The sequence below is a fragment of the Kitasatospora sp. NPDC052896 genome (assembly GCF_044547075.1).
In the GTDB taxonomy this organism is placed as follows: Bacteria; Actinomycetota; Actinomycetes; order Streptomycetales; family Streptomycetaceae; genus Kitasatospora.
The window spans coordinates 1-21,477 of the sequence record NZ_JBITZU010000003.1; the positions used below are offsets into that span (position 1 = coordinate 1).

Consider the following 21,477-nt stretch of genomic DNA (forward strand, 5'->3'; position numbering starts at 1 on the left):
TGGGTGCGGTGGGTGCGGGGGAGTTTGAGGCTGAGCTTGCCGCTTTGGGGGCTGAGGTTGTGACGGTTGCGTGTGATGTGGCGGATCGTGATGCGCTGGCGGCGTTGTTGGCGGGTGTGCCGGTGGGGTGTCCGTTGACGGGTGTGGTGCATGTGGCGGGTGTTGTCGATGACGTGGTGGTTGAGTCGTTGACGCCGGAGCGTGTTGATCGGGTGTTTCGTCCGAAGGTTGATGCGGCGTTGTATTTGGATGAGTTGACGCGGGATTTGGGGTTGTCGGCGTTTGTGGTGTTCTCTTCTGCGGCTGGTGTGTTGGGTAGTGCGGGGCAGGGCAACTATGCGGCGGCGAATGCCTTCTTGGACGCGCTTGTGGAGCGGCGTCGGGCGGTGGGGTTGCCGGGGGTGTCGTTGGCCTGGGGTTTGTGGGCGGAGAGTAGCGGTCTGAGTGGTGGGTTGAGTGAGGCGGATCGGCGCAGGATCTCCCGTTCCGGGATGGTCGCGCTCGAGTCCGCGGACGGCCTGGCGCTCTTCGATGCCGCCATCCGCTCCACCGAGCCGGTGCTGGTGCCGACGCGGTGGGATGCGCGGGTCCTGCGGGGGTCGGCCCGCTCCGGCGCACTGCCGCCGCTGCTGCGGAACCTGGTGCCCGCGTCGGCGCGTCGTGCCGTCGCGACGGCGGTCGCGCAGCCCGGCGCGTCGTCGGCGCTGGCGCAGCAGCTGGCCGGCCTCCCGGAGCCCCAGCAGCATGAGCTGCTGGTGGGTCTGGTTCGTACCCACGCTGCCGCGATCCTGGGTCACGGCCGTGCTGATTCGATCCAACCGGGGCAGGCGTTCCGGGAGTTGGGACTCGACTCGCTGACCGCCGTGGAGCTTCGCAACCGGCTCGGCACTGCCACCGGCGTGCGGCTGCCCGCCAGCCTGGTGTTCGACTACCCGACGCCCCTGGCGCTGGCCGGCCACCTGCGTGATCAGCTGGTCGACCTACCGCGCACCGCTTCCGCTGCCGTGATTGCCTCGGACCGGAGCGACGAGCCGATCGCGATCGTGGCGATGAGCTGCCGCTACCCCGGCGGGGTGCGCTCGCCGGAGGAGCTGTGGCAACTGCTCACCTCGGGCACGGACGCCATCTCCGAGTTCCCCGTCGACCGTGGCTGGGACCTCGACCTGCTCTCCGCCGACACTCCTGACAAGGCGGGCAGCAGTCACACCCGCGAGGGTGGATTTCTGCACGACGCCGGCGACTTCGACGCGGCGTTCTTCGGGATCTCGCCGCGTGAGGCGTTGGCGATGGACCCGCAGCAGCGGTTGCTGCTGGAGACCTCGTGGGAGGTGTTCGAGCGGGCGGGGATCGATCCGACCTCGGTGAAGGGTTCGCGGACCGGGGTGTTCGCGGGTGTGATGTACCACGACTACGCCTCCTCGCTGCGGACGGTCCCCGAGGACGTGGCGGGCTTTCTCGGCACGGGTAACTCGGGGAGCGTCATCTCGGGCCGACTGTCCTACTCCTTCGGTCTGGAGGGGCCGGCGGTGACGGTGGACACGGCGTGCTCCTCCTCGCTGGTCGCGTTGCACCTGGCGGTGCAGGCGCTGCGGCAGGGCGAGTGCACGCTCGCCCTCGCCGGTGGTGTGACCGTGATGGCTGGGCCAGGGGCGTTCGTGGAGTTCAGCCGGCAGCGTGGGCTGGCGGCCGACGGTCGCTGCAAGGCGTTCGGCGCCGCGGCGGACGGGACCGGGTGGGCCGAGGGCGCGGGCATGCTGCTGGTGGAGCGGCTCTCGGACGCGCAGCGCAACGGGCACCCGGTGCTGGCGGTGGTGCGGGGTTCGGCGGTGAACCAGGACGGTGCTTCGAACGGTCTGACGGCGCCGAACGGCCCCGCCCAACAGCGGGTGATCCAGCAGGCGTTGGCGAGTGCGGGGCTCTCCCCGGCGGACGTGGACGTGGTGGAGGCGCACGGCACGGGTACCACGCTGGGTGACCCGATCGAGGCGCAGGCGCTGCTGGCGACGTACGGGCAGGGCCGTCCCGAGGACCGGCCGTTGTGGTTGGGCTCGTTGAAGTCGAACATCGGGCATACCCAGGCTGCGGCCGGGGTGGGCGGCGTCATCAAGATGGTGCAGGCTCTCCAACACGGCGTGCTGCCCAGGACCTTGCACGCGGAGCAGCCGTCCCCGCACGTCGACTGGTCCACCGGCGCGGTGCGGCTGCTGACCGAGCCCGTCGCGTGGGCGGAGAACGGGCATCCGCGTCGGGCCGGCGTCTCCTCGTTCGGGTTCAGCGGGACCAACGCGCACGTCATCGTCGAGCAGGCGCCGGCCGCGCCACCCGCCCGCCGTGAACCGGAGCGGTCCAGCCGGATCGTGACCCCCTGGGTGCTGTCAGCCAAGGGGGCCGAGGCCCTGCGGGACCAGGCCGCGCGGCTTCTCTCGTCCGCGCAGGGGCGTGACGACCTGGTGGCGGCCGATGTGGCGTACTCGCTGGCCACGTCCAGGGCCGCGCTGGAGCACCGTGCGGCCGTGGTCGCTCCCGACATGGCCGGGGCGCTGGAAGGCCTGCGCGCGCTGGTGAACGGCGAGCCGTCCGGCTCGGTCGTCCGCGGCCTCGCGGCGCCGGGTGTCAGGGTGGCCCTGCTGTTCTCGGGGCAGGGGAGTCAGCGGTTGGGGATGGGGCGTGAGTTGTATGCGTTGTTCCCGGTGTTCGCGGTTGCCTTCGATGCGGTGTGTGCTGCGGTGGACGTTCACCTTGGGCGGTCGTTGCGTGAGGTGGTGTTCGGTGCGGATGCCGGGCTGTTGGAGCGGACGGAGTTCACTCAGCCCGCGTTGTTCGCGGTGGAGGTGGCGCTGTTCCGGTTGGTGGAGTCGTGGGGTGTGCGGGCGGATTTCCTGGCTGGGCATTCGGTCGGTGAGTTGGCTGCCGCTCATGTGGCGGGGGTGTTCTCGCTGGCGGACGCCGCTGAACTTGTCGTTGCTCGTGGGCGGTTGATGCAGGTGTTGCCGTCGGGTGGTGTGATGGTGGCGGTGCAGGCCTCGGAGGACGAGGTGTTGCCGCTGCTGGGTGATCTGGTGGACCGGGTGGGGGTTGCGGCGGTCAACGGGCCGTCGTCGGTGGTGCTTTCGGGTGCCGAGGACGCGGTGCTGGAGCTTGCGGGGCGGTTGGCGGGCGAGGGTCGTCGTACGAAGCGGTTGGCGGTGTCGCACGCGTTCCATTCGCCGTTGATGGAGCCGATGCTGGCGGAGTTCCGTGCGGTGGTCGAGCGTGTCACCTTCGGTGCTCCGACGCTGCCGATCGTCTCCACGTTGACCGGACGGCTCGTCGCCGAGGGCGAGTTGGGTGACCCTGAGTACTGGGTGCGTCATGTTCGCCACACGGTCCGGTTCGCCGACGCGGTGCAGGCGTTGGCGGCCGAGGGCGTGACGGCGTTCCTGGAGGTCGGCCCCGGTGGTCTGACCGCGATGGCCCAGGAGACGCTGGCCGACTCCGGTTCCGTCACCGTTCCAGTCCTGCGTGCCGACCGTCCGGAGGACGTGGCGTTCACCACCGCGCTCGCCCAGCTGCACGTACACGGCGTTCACCTCGACTGGGACATGGTCTTCGCGGACACCGGCGCCCGGCGTGTCGAACTCCCCACGTACCCCTTCCAGCGCCGCCGCTACTGGCTGGAGTCGACCCGGCCGACCAGCGATGTCGCCTCGGCGGGCCTGACGGCGGCGGACCACTCCCTGCTGGGCGCCGCGGTCACGCTGGCCGGCGGTGAGGGCGTCCTGCTCACCGGTCGCCTGGCTCTCAACACGCACCCCTGGCTGGCCGATCACGCGGTGATGGGCACGGTGCTGCTGCCCGGAACCGCCCTGGTGGACCTCGCGCTGCGGGCCGCCGAGGAGGTGGGCTGCGAGTGCGTCGAGGAGCTGACCATCCAGGCACCGCTCGTCCTGCCCGAGCAGGCCGGCGTCCAGCTCCAGGTCGTCGTGGCGCCCGCCGACGGCAGTGGCCGCCGCGCGCTGACGATCTACTCGCGCCGCGAGGGCGGCGACGCGGCGGACGAGCCGTGGACCAGCCATGCCGCGGGTGTGCTCGGGGCCGGCCCGGGCGCGGAGTTCGAGCTCTCCGAGTGGCCCCCGGCGGGGGCGAGTGCGGTGGACGCCGAAGCGCTGTACCAGCGGATGGCCGGCCTCGGCCTGGACTACGGCCGGGTGTTCCGGGGCCTGCGGGCCGCTTGGCGCGAGGGTGACGCCCTGTTCGCCGAGGTCGCGTTGCCGGAGGGCACGGACGTCGGTGGGTTCGGCGTGCATCCGGCCCTGCTGGACGCGGCGCTGCACGCGGTCGGCTTGGGCGGGCTGCTGCCCGACACCGGTCAGGCACGGGTTCCGTTCTCCTGGAGCGGCGTGCGCCGGTACGCGCTCGGCGCGGGCGCCCTGCGGGTCCGCCTGGCCCCGGCCGGCGCGGACGCGGTGTCCCTGCTGGTCGCGGACGGCACCGGCCGCCCCGTGGCCTCGGTCGACTCGCTCGTCCTGCGTCCCGTCTCGGCCGAGCAGTTGGCCGCTGCTCGCGGTGCGCGGCCCGACTCGCTCTACCGGGTCACCTGGACGCCCCTGCCGATCGGCAACACCGCCGCCGATGCCGAACCGCGGCAGTGGGCGCTGCTGGGTGGCACGGACGCCGGGCCGGCGGAGGCCCTGACCGCTGCCGGCCTCACCCCGGAGATCCACACCGACCTGTCCGACCTGCTCGCCGGGTCGGGCGTCCCCGACACCGTGTTGGCGTTCGCGCCGCGGCCGTCCACCGAAGCGGCGGGCACGCCGGAAGCGGCCCGTACCGCGACCGGGCACGCCCTCGCCCTGCTGCGCGAGTGGCTGGTGCACCCCGGTACCGAGTCCGCCCGGCTGGTGATGGTGACACGCGGCGCCATCGCGGTCGACGGCCTGGTCGACGGCGCGGGTGCGGCGCAGCCGGATCCGGCGCAGGCCGCGGTCTGGGGCCTGCTCCGCTCCGCCCAGACGGAGCACCCGGGCCGGTTCGTCCTGGTCGACCTGGACGACCACGAGGACTCCGCACGCGCCCTGGCGGCGGCCTTGCCGGCCGCCGCGGTCGCCGGTGAACCGCAGCTGGCGCTGCGTGGCGGGCGGGCGTTCGTGCCACGGCTGGCGCGTGCCGCGGCGGCCGCCGCCCCGGCGGTGCCGGGGCTGGACCCGGCGGGCACCGTCCTGGTGACCGGAGCGACCGGCGCGCTGGGCCGGCTGGTGGCGCGGCACCTGGTGTCCGTCCACGGGGTGCGGCACCTGCTGCTGACCAGCCGCCGTGGGCCGGCCGCCGACGGCGCGAGCGAGTTCGAGGCCGAACTGGCCGCGCTGGGCGCCCGGGTGACGACGGCGGCCTGCGACGCGGCCGACCGCGACGCGCTCGCCGCGCTGCTCGACGCGGTGCCGGCCGAGCACCCGCTGACGGCCGTGGTGCACGCCGCCGGTGTCCTGGACGACGCGCTGGTCGACTCGTTGACGCCGGAGCGCCTGGACCGGGTGTTCCGCCCGAAGGTGGACGCGGCCTTCCAACTGCACGAGCTGACCCAGCGCTTCGACCTCGCGGCGTTCGTCCTGTTCTCCTCGCTGGCCGGCACCCTCGGCACCGCCGGGCAGGCCAACTATGCCGCCGCCAACGCCTACTTGGACGCACTGGCGGAGCGGCGCCGCGTCCGGGGCCTGGCGGGCGCCTCGCTCGCCTGGGGGCCGTGGGCCAGTGCCGAGGGCATGCTGGGCGAGCTGGACGCCGAGGTGCTCGGGCGGATGGCCCGGGGCGGGGTGACCCCGTTGTCGGTGGAGGAGGGACTGGCCCTCTTCGACGCGGCCTGCGCGGCGGCCACGCCGGGCGCGGAGGCCACCACCGGTGCCCCGGGCGTGCTCGTCCCGGTCCGGCTGAACCTCGCGGCCCTGCGGGCCCGTGCGGAGACCCAGCCCCTGCCTGCCCTCCTGCGCGGTCTGGTGCGGGCCCCGGCCCGGCAGCCGGCCCGGGCGACCGCCACCCCGCTGGCGGAGCAACTGGCCGGAGCGTCGCCGGAGAAGCGCCGGCGGGTCCTGCTGACCACCGTCCGCGGCGAGGTCGCCGCTGTCCTGGGCCACGCCTCGGCCGAGGCGGTCGGTGGCACGCAGGCCTTCCGCGAGCTCGGCTTCGACTCGCTCACGGCCGTCGAACTGCGCAACCGCCTGGGCGCCGTCACCGGGCTGCGTCTGCCGGCCAGCCTGCTGTTCGACTACCCGACGCCGGCGGCCCTCGCCGACCACCTCGGCGCCTCGATGCCGGCCGGGGGAGAGGCGGCGCCGCCGTCCCTGCTCGCGGAGATCGACCGGCTCGAAGCCGCGCTGGCCGCCTCCCCACAGGACCGGGGCATGCGCAGCACGGTCACCATGCGCCTGGAGGTCCTGCTGTCGAAGTGGAACGAGGCGGAGGACGAACACCGCGCCACCGACCCGGGCACCTCGGTCGAGTCGGCCACCGACGAAGAACTCTTCGAGTTGCTGGACAACGAGCTCGGCACCTGATCGACAGGCACGAACCCCCTTGGCGTTGAGGAACAGAATTCAGATGACTGACGAGAACAAGCTCCGGGACTACCTCAAGCGTGCCACTGTCGACCTGCGCCACGCGCGCCAGCGGCTGCGGGAGGTGGAGGGCAGGAACCACGAGCCGATCGCGATCGTGGCGATGAGCTGCCGCTACCCCGGCGGGGTGCGGTCGCCGGAGGACCTGTGGAACCTGGTCGCGGACGGCGGCGACGCGATCTCCGGGTTCCCGACCGACCGCGGCTGGGACCTGGAGGCGCTGTACCACCCGGACCCCGAGAACCCCGGCACGACCTACACCCGCGAGGGCGGATTCCTCCACGACGCGGGCGAGTTCGACCCGGCCTTCTTCGGCATCGGCCCGCGTGAGGCGCTGGCCATGGACCCGCAGCAGCGGCTCCTGCTGGAGGCCTCCTGGGAGGCGGTGGAGCGGGCCGCGATCGACCCGCGCTCGTTGCGCGGCAGCGACACCGGTGTCTTCGCCGGCGTCATGTACCACGACTACGTCTCCCGGCTGCCGCGGATGCCCGAGGGCATCGAGGGCTACGTGAGCACCGGCAACTCCGGCAGCGTCGTCTCCGGCCGGATCGCCTACACGCTTGGCCTGGAGGGCCCGGCGGTGACGATCGACACCGCGTGTTCGTCCTCGTTGGTCGCACTGCACCTCGCCGTCCAGGCGCTGCGCCAGGGTGAGTGCTCGCTGGCGCTGGCCGGCGGCGTCACCGTGATGGCGGGCCCGACGACGTTCACCGAGTTCAGCCGCCAGCGGGGTCTGTCGCCCGACGGCCGGTGCCGGGCGTTCTCCGCCGCGGCGGACGGCACGGGCTGGGGCGAGGGCGTCGGCGTGCTGCTGGTCGAGCGGCTCTCCGACGCCCGCCGCAACGGGCACCCGGTGCTGGCGGTGGTGCGGGGTTCGGCGGTGAACCAGGACGGTGCGTCGAACGGTCTGACGGCGCCGAACGGGCCGGCCCAGCAGCGGGTGATCCAGCAGGCGCTGGCCAACGCCCGGCTCTCGCCCGCCGAGGTGGACGTGGTGGAGGCGCACGGGACCGGGACCGCGCTGGGTGACCCGATCGAGGCGCAGGCGCTGCTGGCGACCTACGGGCAGGACCGCCCCGAGGACCGGCCGCTGTGGCTCGGGTCGATCAAGTCGAACATCGGCCACACCCAGGCCGCGGCCGGGGTCGCCGGTGTGATCAAGATGGTGCAGGCGATCCGGCACGGGGTGCTGCCACCGACGCTGCACGTGACGGCGCCCTCGCCGCACGTGGACTGGTCGGCCGGCGCGGTGTCGCTGGTGACCGAGGCGACCGCCTGGCCCGAGACGGGCGCGCCCCGGCGCGCCGGCGTGTCGGCCTTCGGCGTCAGTGGCACCAACGCGCACGTCGTCATCGAGCAGCCGGAGCCGGCGGCGGAAGCGAACGCCGGGGACACCGGGCAGGTCGGCCCGCCGGCCGCGCTGCCGCTGATCCCCTGGGCCCTGTCCGGCAAGGACCAGGACGCCCTGGTGGCGCAGGCCGAGCGTCTGCGCGCGCACCTCGCCGCCGACCCGGCGCTCGACGCCACCGACGTCGCCTTCTCCCTGGCCACCTCCCGCTCGGCGTTCGAGCACCGAGCCGTGCTGCTCGCCGAGGACCGGGCCGGTCTTGACGAGGCCTTGGCCGCGCTGGCCGCCGGCGAGCCCGAGCCGACCCTGGTGCGCGGCGTCGCCGAGGACGTCCGCCAGGTCGCCCTGGTCTTCCCGGGCCAGGGCTCGCAGTGGGCCGGCATGGCCGTGGAACTGCTCGACGGCTCCGCGGTGTTCCGCGAGCGGATCCGCCAGTGCGAGGACGCCCTCGCGCCTCACGTGGACTGGTCGCTGACGGCCGTGCTGCGCGGCCGGGAAGGCGCCCCCGGGCTGGACCGGGTGGATGTCGTGCAGCCGGTGCTGTTCGCGGTGATGGTGTCCCTGGCCGAGCTGTGGAGTTCGTTCGGGGTGCGCCCGGAGGCGGTGGCCGGGCACAGCCAGGGCGAGATCGCGGCCGCCTGCGTGGTGGGCGCGCTCTCCCTGGGGGACGCCGCGAAGGTGGTGGCGCTGCGCAGCCAGGCGCTGGTCGCGCTGGCCGGCCGGGGCGGCATGATGTCGGTCGGCCTGCCGCTGGAGCGCTTGACCCCGCGTCTGGAGCCGTGGGGCGAGCGGCTCTCGGTGGCCGCGGTCAACAGTCCGTCGTCGATCGTGCTCTCCGGTGACCCGGAGGCGCTGGCCGAGCTGCGCGAGAGCCTGCTGGCCGACGACGTCCGGGCCCGGATGATCGCCGTCGACTACGCCTCGCACTCGGCGCAGGTCGAGTCGGTGCGCGAGCGGGTGCTGGCCGACCTGGCGGACATCGCGCCGCGCTCCTGCGACGTGCCGTTCTACTCCACCGTGACCGGCCAGGTGCTGGACACCGCCGGGCTGGACGCCGAGTACTGGTACCGCAGCCTGCGCCAGACCGTGCGGTTCGAACAGGTCACCCGCTCGCTGGTGGAGCACGGTCACGGCGCGCTGATCGAGGTCAGCGCCCACCCGGTCCTGACGATCGGCATGCAGGAGACCGTCGACGCCCTGGAGAGCGACGCCGTGGCCCTGGGCACCCTGCGCCGGGGCGAGGGCGGGCCGGCCCGCGTGCTGCGCTCGGTCGCCGAGGCCCACGCGCACGGCGTCGGTGTCGACTGGCCGGCGGCCTTCGCCGGCACGGGCGCCCGTACGGTCCCGCTGCCGACCTACGCCTTCCGGCACCAGCGGTTCTGGCTGGACGCCCCGCACGCCAGTGGCGACGCCGCCGGCCTCGGGCTGGGCTCGGCCGACCACCCGTTGCTGGGCGCCGTCGTCACCCTGGCCGACTCGGACGGCCTGCTGCTCACCGGCCGGCTGTCCGCGCGGACCCACCCGTGGCTCGCCGACCACGTCGTACTGGGCACGGTGCTGCTCCCGGGCACGGCGTTCGTCGAGCTCGCGATCCGGGCCGGCGACCAGGTCGGCTGCGGCCTGCTGGAGGAACTGACCCTCCAGGCACCGCTGTTGTTCCCCGACCACGGTGGTGTGGTGGTGCAGGTCACGGTCAGCCACCCGGACGGGAGCGGCCGACGCTCCTTCGGCCTGTACTCGCGGCCCGAGGACGCGGCCGCGGACGAGAACTGGGCCTGTCACGGCACCGGAGTGCTGAGCGCGAACCCCGCCGCGCCGGGCGAGGACCTCACCGCCTGGCCGCCCGCCGACGCGACCGCGATCGACCTCACCGACTTCTACCCACGGCTCGCCGAGCGGTCCTTCGACTACGGCCCGGTCTTCCAGGGGCTGCGGGCCGCCTGGCGGCGCGGCGAGGAGGTCTTCGCCACCGTGGCGTTGCCCGCCGAGGTGCGGCCGGAGGCGGGCAGGTTCGGTCTGCACCCGGCGTTGCTGGACGCGGCGCTGCACGCCGTGGGCCTCGGGCCGCTCGGCGACATGGGCACCGGGCGGCTGGCGTTCTCCTGGGAGGACGTGCGCCTGCACGCCACCGGCGCCGCCGAACTGCGCGTGCGCCTGGCGCCCACCGGTGCCGACGCCGTGTCGGTGACCGCCGCGGACGGCACGGGTCGGGCGGTGGCCACCGTGGGCAGGCTCTCCTTCCGCACGGTGAGCGAGGAGCAACTGCGCTTCGCCCACGGCGGTCACCACGACGCGCTCTACCGGGTGGACTGGACGGCGCTGCCCGTGGTGGCCGCCGCGCCGAGCGGGCCGTGGGCCGTGCTCGGTGACGACGCCTCGGCGGCCGTGCGCGCGCTGCGCGCCGGCGTCCAGCGGCCGGCCTGCTACCCCGACCTGGCCGCGCTGGCCGAGGCCGTCTCAACGGGTGCGCCGCTGCCCGGGGTGGTGGTGGCCGTACTCCCCGCCGTCCCCGCCGGTCTCGCCGGTCTCGCCGGCGAGACCGCCGCACAGTCCGTCCGGACCGCCGCGCGCGACAGCCTCGCGCTGGTGCGCGCCTGGCTCGCCGAGGAGAGGTTCACCCCGTCCCGACTGGTGCTGCTGACCAGCGGCGCGGTGGCCACCCGGCCCGGGGCGGACGCTCCGGGCCTGGAGCACGCGCCGGTCTGGGGCCTGGTCCGCTCCGCGCAGTCCGAGAACGCCGACCGGCTGGTCCTGGCGGACATCGACGACCACCCCGACTCCTACCGTCTGCTGCCCGCCGCCATCGCCACCGGCGAGCCACAACTCGCCCTGCACGCCGGGGCGGTGTCCGTCGCGCGGCTGGCGCGCGTGCCGCTGCGGGCCGCGCCGGACACCGCCGAGGACGTCGCCGCCCCGCTCGACGGCCCCGCGCTCGACCCGAACGGCACCGCCCTGATCACGGGCGGCACCGGAGCTCTGGGCAAGCTGGTCGCCGAACACCTCATCACCACGCACGGCATCCGGCACCTCGTGCTGACCAGCCGCCGGGGGCTCGCCGCCGAGGGCGCCGCCGAACTGTGCGAGGAGCTGTCGGCCCTCGGCGCGTCCGTCACCGTCGCCGCCTGCGACGCGGCCGACCGCGGCGCGTTGGCCGAGCTGCTGGCGGGCATCCCCGAGGACCGGCCGCTGACCGCCGTCATCCACGCGGCCGCCGTGGTCGCCGGTGGCCTGGTCGACTCGCTGACCGCCGAGGAGCTCGACCGGGTGCTGCGCCCCAAGGTCGACGCGGCGCTCAACCTGCACGAACTGACCCGGCACCTGGACCTGGCCGCGTTCGTCCTGTTCTCCTCCTTCGCCGGCACGCTCGGTGGCGCAGGGCAGGGCGCCTACGCGGCGGGGAACGCGTTCCTGGACGCCCTGGCCTGCCACCGCGCGGCCCAGGGGCTGGTGGCTTCCTCGCTGGCCTGGGGCGTGTGGGAGGAGCGCGGCGCGCAGACCCGGTTGGAGGCCGGCGACCTCCAGCGGATGGCTCGCGCCGGCCTGGTGCCGCTCTCGGCCGAGGAGGGGCTCCAGCTCCTCGACGTCGCCCGCGCCCTGGACGACGCGGCCCTCGCGCCCGTCCGGCTGGACCTCGCGGCGATGCGCGCCCAGGCAGCCGGCGGCACCGTGCCCGCCCTGCTGCGCGGCCTGATCAGGACCCCGGTGCGGCGCGCCGCGGAGGCGGCGGCCGGCGAAGTCTCCGCCGAGCTGCGGCGGTTGGCCGCGCTCTCGGCGGCCGACCGCCGGGAGGCGCTGGTCAAGCTGGTCCGCACCCAGGCGGCGGCCGTCCTGGGGCACACCGCCGCCGAGGTCATCGACCCCGGGCGGGCCTTCCGCGAACTGGGCTTCGACTCCCTCGCGGCGATGGAACTGCGCAACCGCCTCGGCGCCGCGACCGGCGTCCGGTTGCCGGTCACCGCCGTCTTCGACCACCCGACCCCCGCGGCCCTGGCCGGCTACCTGCTGGAGGAGGTCGCCGGCGGCGGGCAGGAGACCCTGGTCACCGCCGCCCCGGCGCACGCCGGCCACCCGGCCGACCACGCCGAGCCGATCGCGATCGTCGCGATGAGCTGCCGCTTCCCGGGCGAGGTGCGTTCGCCCGAGGAGCTGTGGAGCCTGGTGGCCGACGGCGCCGACGCGATCACCGGCCTCCCGACGAACCGCGGCTGGGACCTCGAGCGGCTCTACGACGCCGACCCCGACGCGCCGGGCCGCTGTTACACCCGCGAGGGCGGATTCCTGCACGACGCGGACGAGTTCGACCCGGAGTTCTTCGGGATCTCGCCGCGTGAGGCACTCACCATGGACCCGCAGCAGCGGCTGCTCCTCGAGACCACCTGGGAGGCGTTCGAGCGGGCCGGCATCGACCCGGCCGCCCTGCGCGGCAGTCGGACCGGCGTCTTCACCGGTACGAACGGCCAGGACTACGCCGCCGGCCTGCGCCGGCAGGACGCCGAGGGCCTGGAAGGACACCTGCTCACCGGAAACTCCGCGGCGGTCGTCTCCGGCCGCCTCGCCTACACCTTCGGCCTGGAGGGGCCGGCGGTGACGGTGGACACGGCGTGCTCCTCCTCGCTGGTCGCGCTGCACCTGGCGGCGCAGGCGCTGCGCTCGGGCGAGTGTTCGCTCGCGCTGGCCGGCGGTGTCACCGTGATGTCCACTCCCGGGGCGCTCATCGCCTTCAGTCGCCAGCGCGGCCTCTCCGAGGACGGGCGCTGCCGGGCCTTCGCGGCCTCGGCCGACGGCACCGGCCTCTCGGAGGGCGTCGGCATGCTGCTCGTCGAGCGGTTGTCGGACGCCCGCCGTAACGGGCACCCGGTGCTGGCGGTGGTGCGCGGCTCGGCCGTGAACCAGGACGGCGCCTCCAACGGTCTGACGGCGCCCAACGGACCCGCACAGCAGCGGGTGATCCGGCAGGCTCTGGCGGGTGCGGGGCTGTCCGCGACTGACGTCGACGTGGTGGAAGCACATGGCACGGGCACCACGCTGGGTGACCCGATCGAGGCGCAGGCCCTGCTCAACGCCTATGGGCCGGGGCGCTCCGAGGGCAGCCCGCTGTGGCTCGGGACGGTCAAGTCCAACATCGGGCACACCCAGGCCGCGGCGGGCGTGGCGGGCGTCATCAAGATGGTGATGGCGATGCGGCACGGGGTTCTGCCGCGGACCCTGCACGTGGACGAGCCGTCCCCGCACGTGGACTGGTCCGCGGGCGCGGTGCGGTTGCTGACCGAGCCGGTGGCCTGGCCGGACGAGGCGCATGCGCGCCGGGCCGGCGTGTCGTCCTTCGGCGTGAGCGGCACCAACGCGCACGTCATCATCGAACAGGCTCCCGCACAGCCGACGCACGAGCCGATGCACGAGCCGACGGACGTGCCGCAGCCGACCGCGTCGGCGCCCGGCGCCGTGCCGTGGGTGCTCTCCGCGAAGGACCCGCGAGCCCTGCGGGACCAGGCCGCGCGGCTTCTCTCGTACGCGCAGGACCGTGACGACCTGCTGGTGGCCGACGTGGCCTACTCGCTGGCCACCTCGCGGGCCGTCCTGCATCACCGCGCTGCCGTCATCGGCACGGACCGGGACGAACTGCTCACCGGACTGGGCGCGTTGGCCAGCGGCGAGGCGCTGAACAGCACGGTGGAGGGTGTCGCGGTCGCGGACACCAAGGTCGCGCTGCTGTTCTCGGGGCAGGGGAGTCAGCGGTTGGGGATGGGGGGTGAGTTGTATGCGTCGTTCCCGGTGTTCGCGGTTGCCTTCGATGCGGTGTGTGCTGCGGTGGACGTTCACCTTGGGCGGTCGTTGCGTGAGGTGGTGTTCGGTGCGGATGCCGAGCTGCTGAACCGGACGGAGTTCACTCAGCCCGCGTTGTTCGCGGTGGAGGTGGCGTTGTTCCGTCTCGTGGAGTCGTGGGGTGTGCGGGCGGGCTTCCTGGCTGGGCATTCGGTCGGTGAGTTGGCTGCCGCGCATGTGGCGGGGGTGTTCTCGCTGGCGGACGCCGCTGAACTCGTGGTGGCTCGTGGGCGGTTGATGCAGGGGTTGCCGTCGGGTGGGGTGATGGTGGCGGTGCAGGCCTCGGAGGACGAGGTGCTGCCGCTGCTGGGTGATCTGGTGGACCGGGTGGGGGTTGCGGCGGTCAACGGGCCGTCGTCGGTGGTGCTTTCGGGTGCCGAGGACGCGGTGCTGGAGCTTGCGGGGCGGTTGGCGGCCGAGGGTCGTCGTACGAAGCGGTTGGCGGTGTCGCACGCGTTCCATTCGCCGTTGATGGAGCCGATGCTGGCGGAGTTCCGTGCGGTGGTCGAGCGTGTCACCTTCGGCGTTCCGACGCTGCCGATCGTCTCCACGTTGACCGGACGGCCGGTCGCCGAGGGCGAGTTGGGTGATCCGGAGTACTGGGTGCGTCATGTTCGCCACACGGTCCGGTTCGCCGACGCGGTGCAGGCGTTGGCGGCCGAGGGCGTGACGGCGTTCCTGGAGGTCGGCCCCGGTGGTCTGACCGCGATGGCCCAGGAGACGCTGGCCGACTCCGGTGCCGTCACCGTTCCGGCCCTGCGTGCCGACCGCGCCGAGGAGTTGGCCTTCACCACCGCTCTCGCCCAGCTGCACGCGCACGGTGTCGCCCTCGACTGGGAGGTGGTGTTCGCGGGTCGTGGTGCCCGGCGCGTCGACCTGCCCACCTACGCCTTCCAGCGCGAGTCGTACTGGCTGAAGGCGTCCGCGCCGGAGGCAGGCGAGAGCGTCGCCGGGGACCCGGTGGAGGCGGGCTTCTGGGAGTTCGTCGAGCGTGCGGATCTGGCCTCACTGTCCGAGCAGTTGGAGGTGGACGGGGAGGCCCCGCTCAGTTCGGTGCTCCCGGCGCTCTCCACCTGGCGTCGCCGGCGGCGCGAACACTCGGTCGTGGACGGCTGGCGCTACCGGGTCCTGTGGAAGCCACTGGCCGCACGTGGCGAGGCCGAGCTGGCCGGCAGCTGGCTGCTCGTGGTTCCGGCCGGCCAGGAGGACCACCCGACAGCGGCGGCGGTGCGGGCGGCTTTGGCCGCGCACGGCGCCGACGTCGTCGAGGTGGCTGCTCGGGCCGACGACGACCGTCCGGCGCTGGCCCGGCGCCTGGCCGAGTCGGTCGACGCGGTCGACGCCGAGGCGCCGCCCGCCGGTGTGCTGTCGCTGCTGGCCCTCGGCGAGGACCGACACCCGGAGTACGCGGCGCTGCCCGTGGGGCTGGCGCTGACCACCCTGCTGGTCCAGGCCCTGGGCGACGCCGGAGTGGACGCGCCACTGTGGTGCGCCACGCGCGGCGCGGTCGCGGTCGGTCGGTCGGACGGCGCGGAGAGCCCGGCCCAGGGTACGATCTGGGGCCTGGGACGCTCGGTCGCGTTGGAGTACCCGCAGCGCTGGGGCGGTCTGGTCGACCTCCCGGACACGCTGGACGAGCGCTCGGCCCGCCGGCTGGCCGCAGTGCTGGCCGGTGCGAGCGGCGAGGACCAGATCGCGGTCCGCTCCTCCGGCACCTTCGTCCGCCGGCTCGCCCGCGCGTCCGTCGGCGCGTCCGTCGCGGGCCGTGCCTGGCGGCCCCGGGGCACGGTGCTCATCACCGGCGGCCTCGGCGCGCTGGGTACCCGGGTGGCCCGGCACCTCGCGCGCAACGGCGCTGAGCACCTGGTGCTGACCGGCCGACGCGGCCGGTCCGCCGCCGGGGCCGCCGAAATCGCCGCCGAGATCGAGGCGTTGGGCGTCCGCGTGACCATCGCGGCCTGCGACGTGTCGGACCGGGACGCGGTGGCCCGCCTGCTCGCGGAACTGCCGGCGGAGGACCAGCCGACCGCCGTCGTGCACGCCGCCGGGATGCCCCAGTTCGCGCCCATGACGCAGACGACCCTGGCGGACCTGGCCGAGGTGATGTCCGCCAAGGTGGCCGGCGCGACGCACCTGGACGAGCTCCTGGGGGATCGTCCGCTGGACGCGTTCGTCCTCTTCTCGTCCGTCGCCGGCGTCTGGGGCAGCGGCAGTCAGGCCGGCTACGCCGCCGCCAACGCGTTCCTGGACTCCCTGGCGCAGCGGCGTCGGGCCCGGGGCCTGACCGCGACCGCGGTGGCCTGGGGCCCGTGGGCCGAGGGCGGCATGGTGGACGGCGAGGAGGCACAGGCGCACCTGCGCCGCCGTGGCCTGCCCGCCATGGCGCCGCAGTCGGCGATCGCCGCCCTCCAGCAGGCCCTGGACCAGGACGAGACGACGGTCGTGGTGGCCGACGTGAGCTGGGAGCGCTTCGTCCCCGCCTTCACCGTCACCCGCCCCAGCGCGCTCTTCGGTGATCTGCCCGAGGTGCGGCGGGCGCTGTCCGCCGCCGGGGGCGCGCAGGCGCAGCCCGGGGTCGGACTCTCCTCCCTCGGTGAGCAGTTGGCCGCGCTGCCGACCGCGGAGCGCGACCGCGTCCTGCTCGATCTGGTCCGGACCGAGGTGGCCAGGGCACTCGGCTACCCGGGTCCCGAAGCGGTCGCCCCCGACCGGGCGTTCAAGGACCTGGGCTTCGACTCGCTCACCGGCGTCGAGCTGCGCAACCGGCTGAACGTCGGTACCGGGCTGCGGCTGCCGACCACCCTGGTCTTCGACCACCCCAACGCGGCGGACCTCGCCGCTTTCCTGGCCGCCGAGGTCTCCGGACAGCGGGGCGCCAGCGCCCCCGTGGCGGCGACGGCGGCAGCCGGGGCCGACGAGCCGATCGCGATCGTCGCGATGGGCTGCCGCTTCCCCGGCGGTGTGCGGTCGCCCGAGGAGCTGTGGCGGCTGCTCGTGGACGAGGTGGACGCGGTGTCCCAGTTCCCAACCGACCGCGGCTGGGACACCGAGGCCCTGTTCGACCCGGATCCGGAGAAGTCGGGCACCAGCTACGTCAACGAGGGCGGCTTCCTGCACGACGCGGGCTCCTTCGACCCACGGTTCTTCGGCATCTCGCCGCGCGAGGCGCTCGCCATGGACCCGCAGCAGCGCATCCTGCTGGAGGTGGCTTGGGAGACCCTGGAACGGGCACGGCTCGACCCCGCCTCGGTGCGCGGCAGCCTGACCGGCGTCTTCGTCGGCTCCAGCTACCAGGGCTACGGCGCCGGGCTGCGTGAGCTGCCGGAGGGCGTGGAGGGGCACCTGCTCACCGGCAGTTCCTCCTCCGTCATGTCGGGTCGGATCGCCTACTCGCTCGGGCTGGAGGGCCCGGCGGTGACCGTGGACACGGCCTGCTCGTCGTCGCTGGTCGCCCTGCACCTGGCGACCCAGGCGCTGCGGCAGGGCGAGTGCTCGCTGGCCCTGGTCGGCGGCGCGGCCGTGATGGCCAGCCCGAACGCCTTCGTCGAGTTCAGTCGCCAGCGCGGGCTGGCCGCTGACGGCCGCTGCAAGCCCTTCGCCGCCGCGGCGGACGGCACGGGCTGGGGCGAGGGCGTCGGCATGCTGCTGGTCGAGCGGCTCTCCGACGCCCGCCGCAACGGGCACCCGGTGCTGGCGGTGGTGCGGGGTTCGGCGGTGAACCAGGACGGCGCGTCGAACGGTCTGACGGCGCCGAACGGGCCGGCCCAGCAGCGGGTGATCCAGCAGGCGCTGGCCAACGCCCGGCTCTCGCCCGCCGAGGTGGACGCGGTGGAGGCGCACGGGACCGGCACCGCGCTGGGTGACCCGATCGAGGCGCAGGCGCTGCTGGCGACCTACGGCCAGGACCGCCCCGAGGACCGGCCGCTGTGGCTCGGGTCGATCAAGTCGAACATCGGCCACACCCAGGCTGCCTCGGGCGTCGCCAGCGTGATCAAGACGGTGCTGGCGATCCGACACGGCGCACTGCCCAGGACGCTGCACGTGGACGAGCCGACCCCGCACGTCGACTGGTCGGCCGGCGCGGTGCGGCTGCTGACCGAGCCGGTGGCCTGGCCGGCGGGCGACCGCCCGCGCCGCGCCGCGGTGTCCTCCTTCGGCGTCAGCGGCACCAACGCCCACACCATCATCGAGCAGGCCCCGCAGGAGGATGCCGTCACGGTGACCCCGGCCGACGGGGACCAGCAGCGCTACCTGCCCTGGGTGCTCTCCGCCAAGGACGAGCCGGCCCTGCGCGAGCAGGCGCACCGGTTGCTGGCCGCCGTCGAGGGCCGCTCCTCGGCCTCCCCGGCCGACCTCGCCCTCTCCATGGCCGTCTCCCGTACGGCCATGGACCACCGGGCCGTCGTCGTGGGGTGCGGCAGCGCCGACCTGGTCGCGGGGCTCGGCGCGCTGGGCCGGGGTGAGACGGCGGCCGGCCTGGTACGAGGGGTCGCCGCTCCTTCCGGAGGCCGACTGGTGCTGCTCTTCTCGGGGCAGGGGAGTCAGCGGTTGGGGATGGGGGGTGAGTTGTACGCGTCGTTCCCGGTGTTCGCGGACGCCTTCGACGAGGTCTGCGCGCATCTGGACGTTCATCTCGAACGGCCGTTGCGTGAGGTGGTGTTCGGTGCGGATGTCGAGCTGCTGAACCGGACGGAGTTCACTCAGCCCGCGTTGTTCGCGGTGGAGGTGGCGCTGTTCCGTCTCGTCGAGTCGTGGGGTGTGCGGGCGGACTTCCTGGCCGGGCATTCGGTCGGTGAGTTGGCTGCCGCGCATGTGGCGGGGGTGTTCTCACTGGCGGACGCTGCTCAACTCGTAGCCGCTCGTGGGCGTTTGATGCAGGAGTTGCCGAGTGGCGGTGTGATGGTGGCGGTGCAGGCCTCGGAGGACGAGGTGTTGCCGCTGCTGGGTGATCTGGTGGACCGGGTGGGGGTTGCGGCGGTCAACGGGCCGTCGTCGGTGGTGGTTTCGGGTGCCGAGGAGGCGGTGCTGGAGCTTGCGGAGCGGTTGGCGGTTGAGGGTCGTCGTACGAAGCGGTTGGCGGTGTCGCACGCGTTCCATTCGCCGTTGATGGAGCCGATGCTGGCGGAGTTCCGCGCGGTGGCCGAGCGTGTCACCTTCGGTGCTCCGACGCTGCCGATCGTCTCCACGTTGACCGGACGGCTCGTCGCCGAGGGCGAGTTGGGTGACCCGGGGTACTGGGTGCGTCACGTCCGTGACAGCGTCCGGTTCGCCGACACGGTCCAGACGCTGGCAGCCGAGGGCGCGACGGCGTTCCTGGAGGTCGGCCCCGGCGGTCTGACCGCGATGGCCCAGGAGACGCTGGCCGACTCCGATGCCGTCACCGTCCCGGCGCTGCGCGCCGACCGTCCGGAGGAGCTGGCCCTCACCACCGCTCTCGCCCAACTGCACGTGCACGGCATCTCGCCGGAGTGGGACGCGGTGTTCGCGGGCGGCGGCGCCCGGCGCGTCGACCTGCCCACCTACGCCTTCCAGCACCAGCGGTACTGGCTGGAGGATGCGAGGACGCAGGCCGGTGCGGCGTTGCCGGTCGACGCGGCGGAGGCCGAGTTCTGGGACACCGTGGAGCACGGGGAGCCACGGGCGCTGGCCGAGCGCCTCGGCGTCAGCGCCGAGGCCCCGCTCGACTCGGTGTTCGCCGCGCTCTCGACCTGGCGCCGCGAGACCCGGACGAGGAACACCGTGGACAGCTGGCGCTACCAGGCCACCTGGAAGCCGTGGACCGACCTCCCGTCCGGCCCCCTGACCGGGAGCTGGCTGGTCGTCACGGCGGACGACGAGGTCGCGGAGGCCTGCGCACGCGCTCTGCGGGAGCGGGGCGCCGACCCGTCGACGCTCACCGTCACCGACGCCGGAACCGATCGCGATGCGCTCGCCAAGCTGCTGCGCGAGACCCTGCCGCAGGACACCCCGACGGTCGGAGTGCTCTCCCTGCTGGCCCTGGACGAGCGCGCGCATCCGATCCACCAGGCGCTGCCCGTCGGCCTGACGTCGACCGTGACCCTGGTACAGGCGCTGGGGGACATCGAACTGGACGCACCGCTGTGGTGTGCCACCCGGGCCGGCGCCTCGGTCGGCCGTTCCAACCCCGTCGAGCACCCGTTGCAGGGGCTCGTGTGGGGCCTGGGCCGCGCGGTCGCGCTCGAACAGCCCCAGCGGTGGGGTGGGTTGGTGGACCTGCCCGCGACGCTGGACGAGCGCGCCCTGGGCCGTCTGGTCGATGTGCTCGGCGGCGCTGGTGACGAGGACCAGCTGGCGGTGCGCGGCTCGGGCGTGTTCGTGCGCCGACTGGTCCGGGCCTCGCGGAGCACCCCCGAGCGGGAGTGGCGGCCGCGCGGCACGGTGCTGATCACCGGTGGCACCGGCTCGCTCGGCGGTCACGCGGCACGCTGGTTGGCGCGCAACGGCGCCGAGCACCTGGTGTTGACCAGCCGGCGTGGTGCGGCGGCCGATGGAGCGGACGAACTCCGCGACGAGCTGCGGGCGTTGGGTGCCGAGGTCACCATCGCCGCGTGTGATGTGGCCGACCGCGCCGCGCTGGCAGGGCTGTTGAACTCCCTTCCGGTGGACCGTCCGCTGACCGCGGTCGTGCACGCCGCCGGCCTGCCGCAGTTCACCACCGTCATGGAGACGAGCCTGGCCGAGTTGGCCACCGTGGTGGCGGCCAAGGTGGCGGGCGCCGTGCACCTCGACGAGCTGCTCGGCGCACGGGAGTTGGACGCCTTCGTGCTCTTCTCCTCGGTCTCCGGGGTGTGGGGCAGTGGCAGCCAGGCCGCCTACTCGGCGGGCAACGCGTTCCTGGACTCCCTGGCGCAGCAGCGTCGGGCCCGGGGCCTGGCCGCGACCGCGGTGGCCTGGGGCCCGTGGGGCGAGGGCGGCATGGCGGCAGAGGAGGGCGCGGCGGAGCACCTGCGCCGCCGTGGCCTGCCGCAGTTGGCGCCCGAGCTGGCCGTCTCCGCGCTCCAGGACGCCTTGGACCGGGACGAGACCGCGGTGGTGGTGGCGGACGTCGACTGGTCCCGCTTCGCGCCGTCTTTCACCATCGGCCGGGTGAGCCCGCTGCTCGGCGACCTGCCCGAGGTCCGGGCGGCGCTGGCGGAGGCCCGCAACGGCGATGACGCCTCGGGCACCGGGGCGTCGGAGCTGACCCGGCGCCTCGCGGGCCTGCCCCGGGCCGACCAGCACGAGGCGCTGCTCGACGTCGTCCAGGCGGAGGCCGCGGCCGTGCTCGGCTACGTCGGGGCCGCCGCGATCGAGCCCGACCGGGCGTTCCGGGAGCTCGGATTCGACTCGCTCACCGCGGTCGAGCTGCGCAACCGCATCGCCACGGCGACTGGGCTGCGGCTGCCGACGACGATGGTCTTCGACTACCCCACCCCCGGCGCGCTCACCGACCACCTGCGGTCCGAGCTCCTCCCGGAGACCGCTGCGGTCGCCGGTGGCGTCACGGCCGGTGGTGAGCAGGACGCGCAGGTGCGGCAGGCCCTGGCCGCAATCCCGCTGACCCGCCTCAGGGAGGCGGGGCTGCTGGAAGCCCTGCTGCGGCTGGCGGAGCCCGGCGACCGGGCGCCGGCATCCGGTGACCCGGACCCGGCGGAGTCCATCGAGACGATGGACATCGACAACCTCGTCGAACTTGCCCTTGGCGAACGCGATTTCTGA

1 protein-coding gene and 1 pseudogene are annotated in these 21,477 nt (G+C 74.1%); both read left to right on the top strand.

The annotated features are described in order from the left end of the window. Positions 1-5: 5 nt before the first annotated feature. Positions 6-6,527, top strand: a pseudogene (locus tag ACIGXM_RS08815) (type I polyketide synthase); the annotation flags it as partial. Positions 6,528-6,564: 37 nt separating this feature from the next. Beyond that, entirely contained in the window at positions 6,565-21,477 is a 14,913-nt protein-coding gene (locus tag ACIGXM_RS08820; RefSeq protein ID WP_396559141.1) for a type I polyketide synthase, read from the top strand.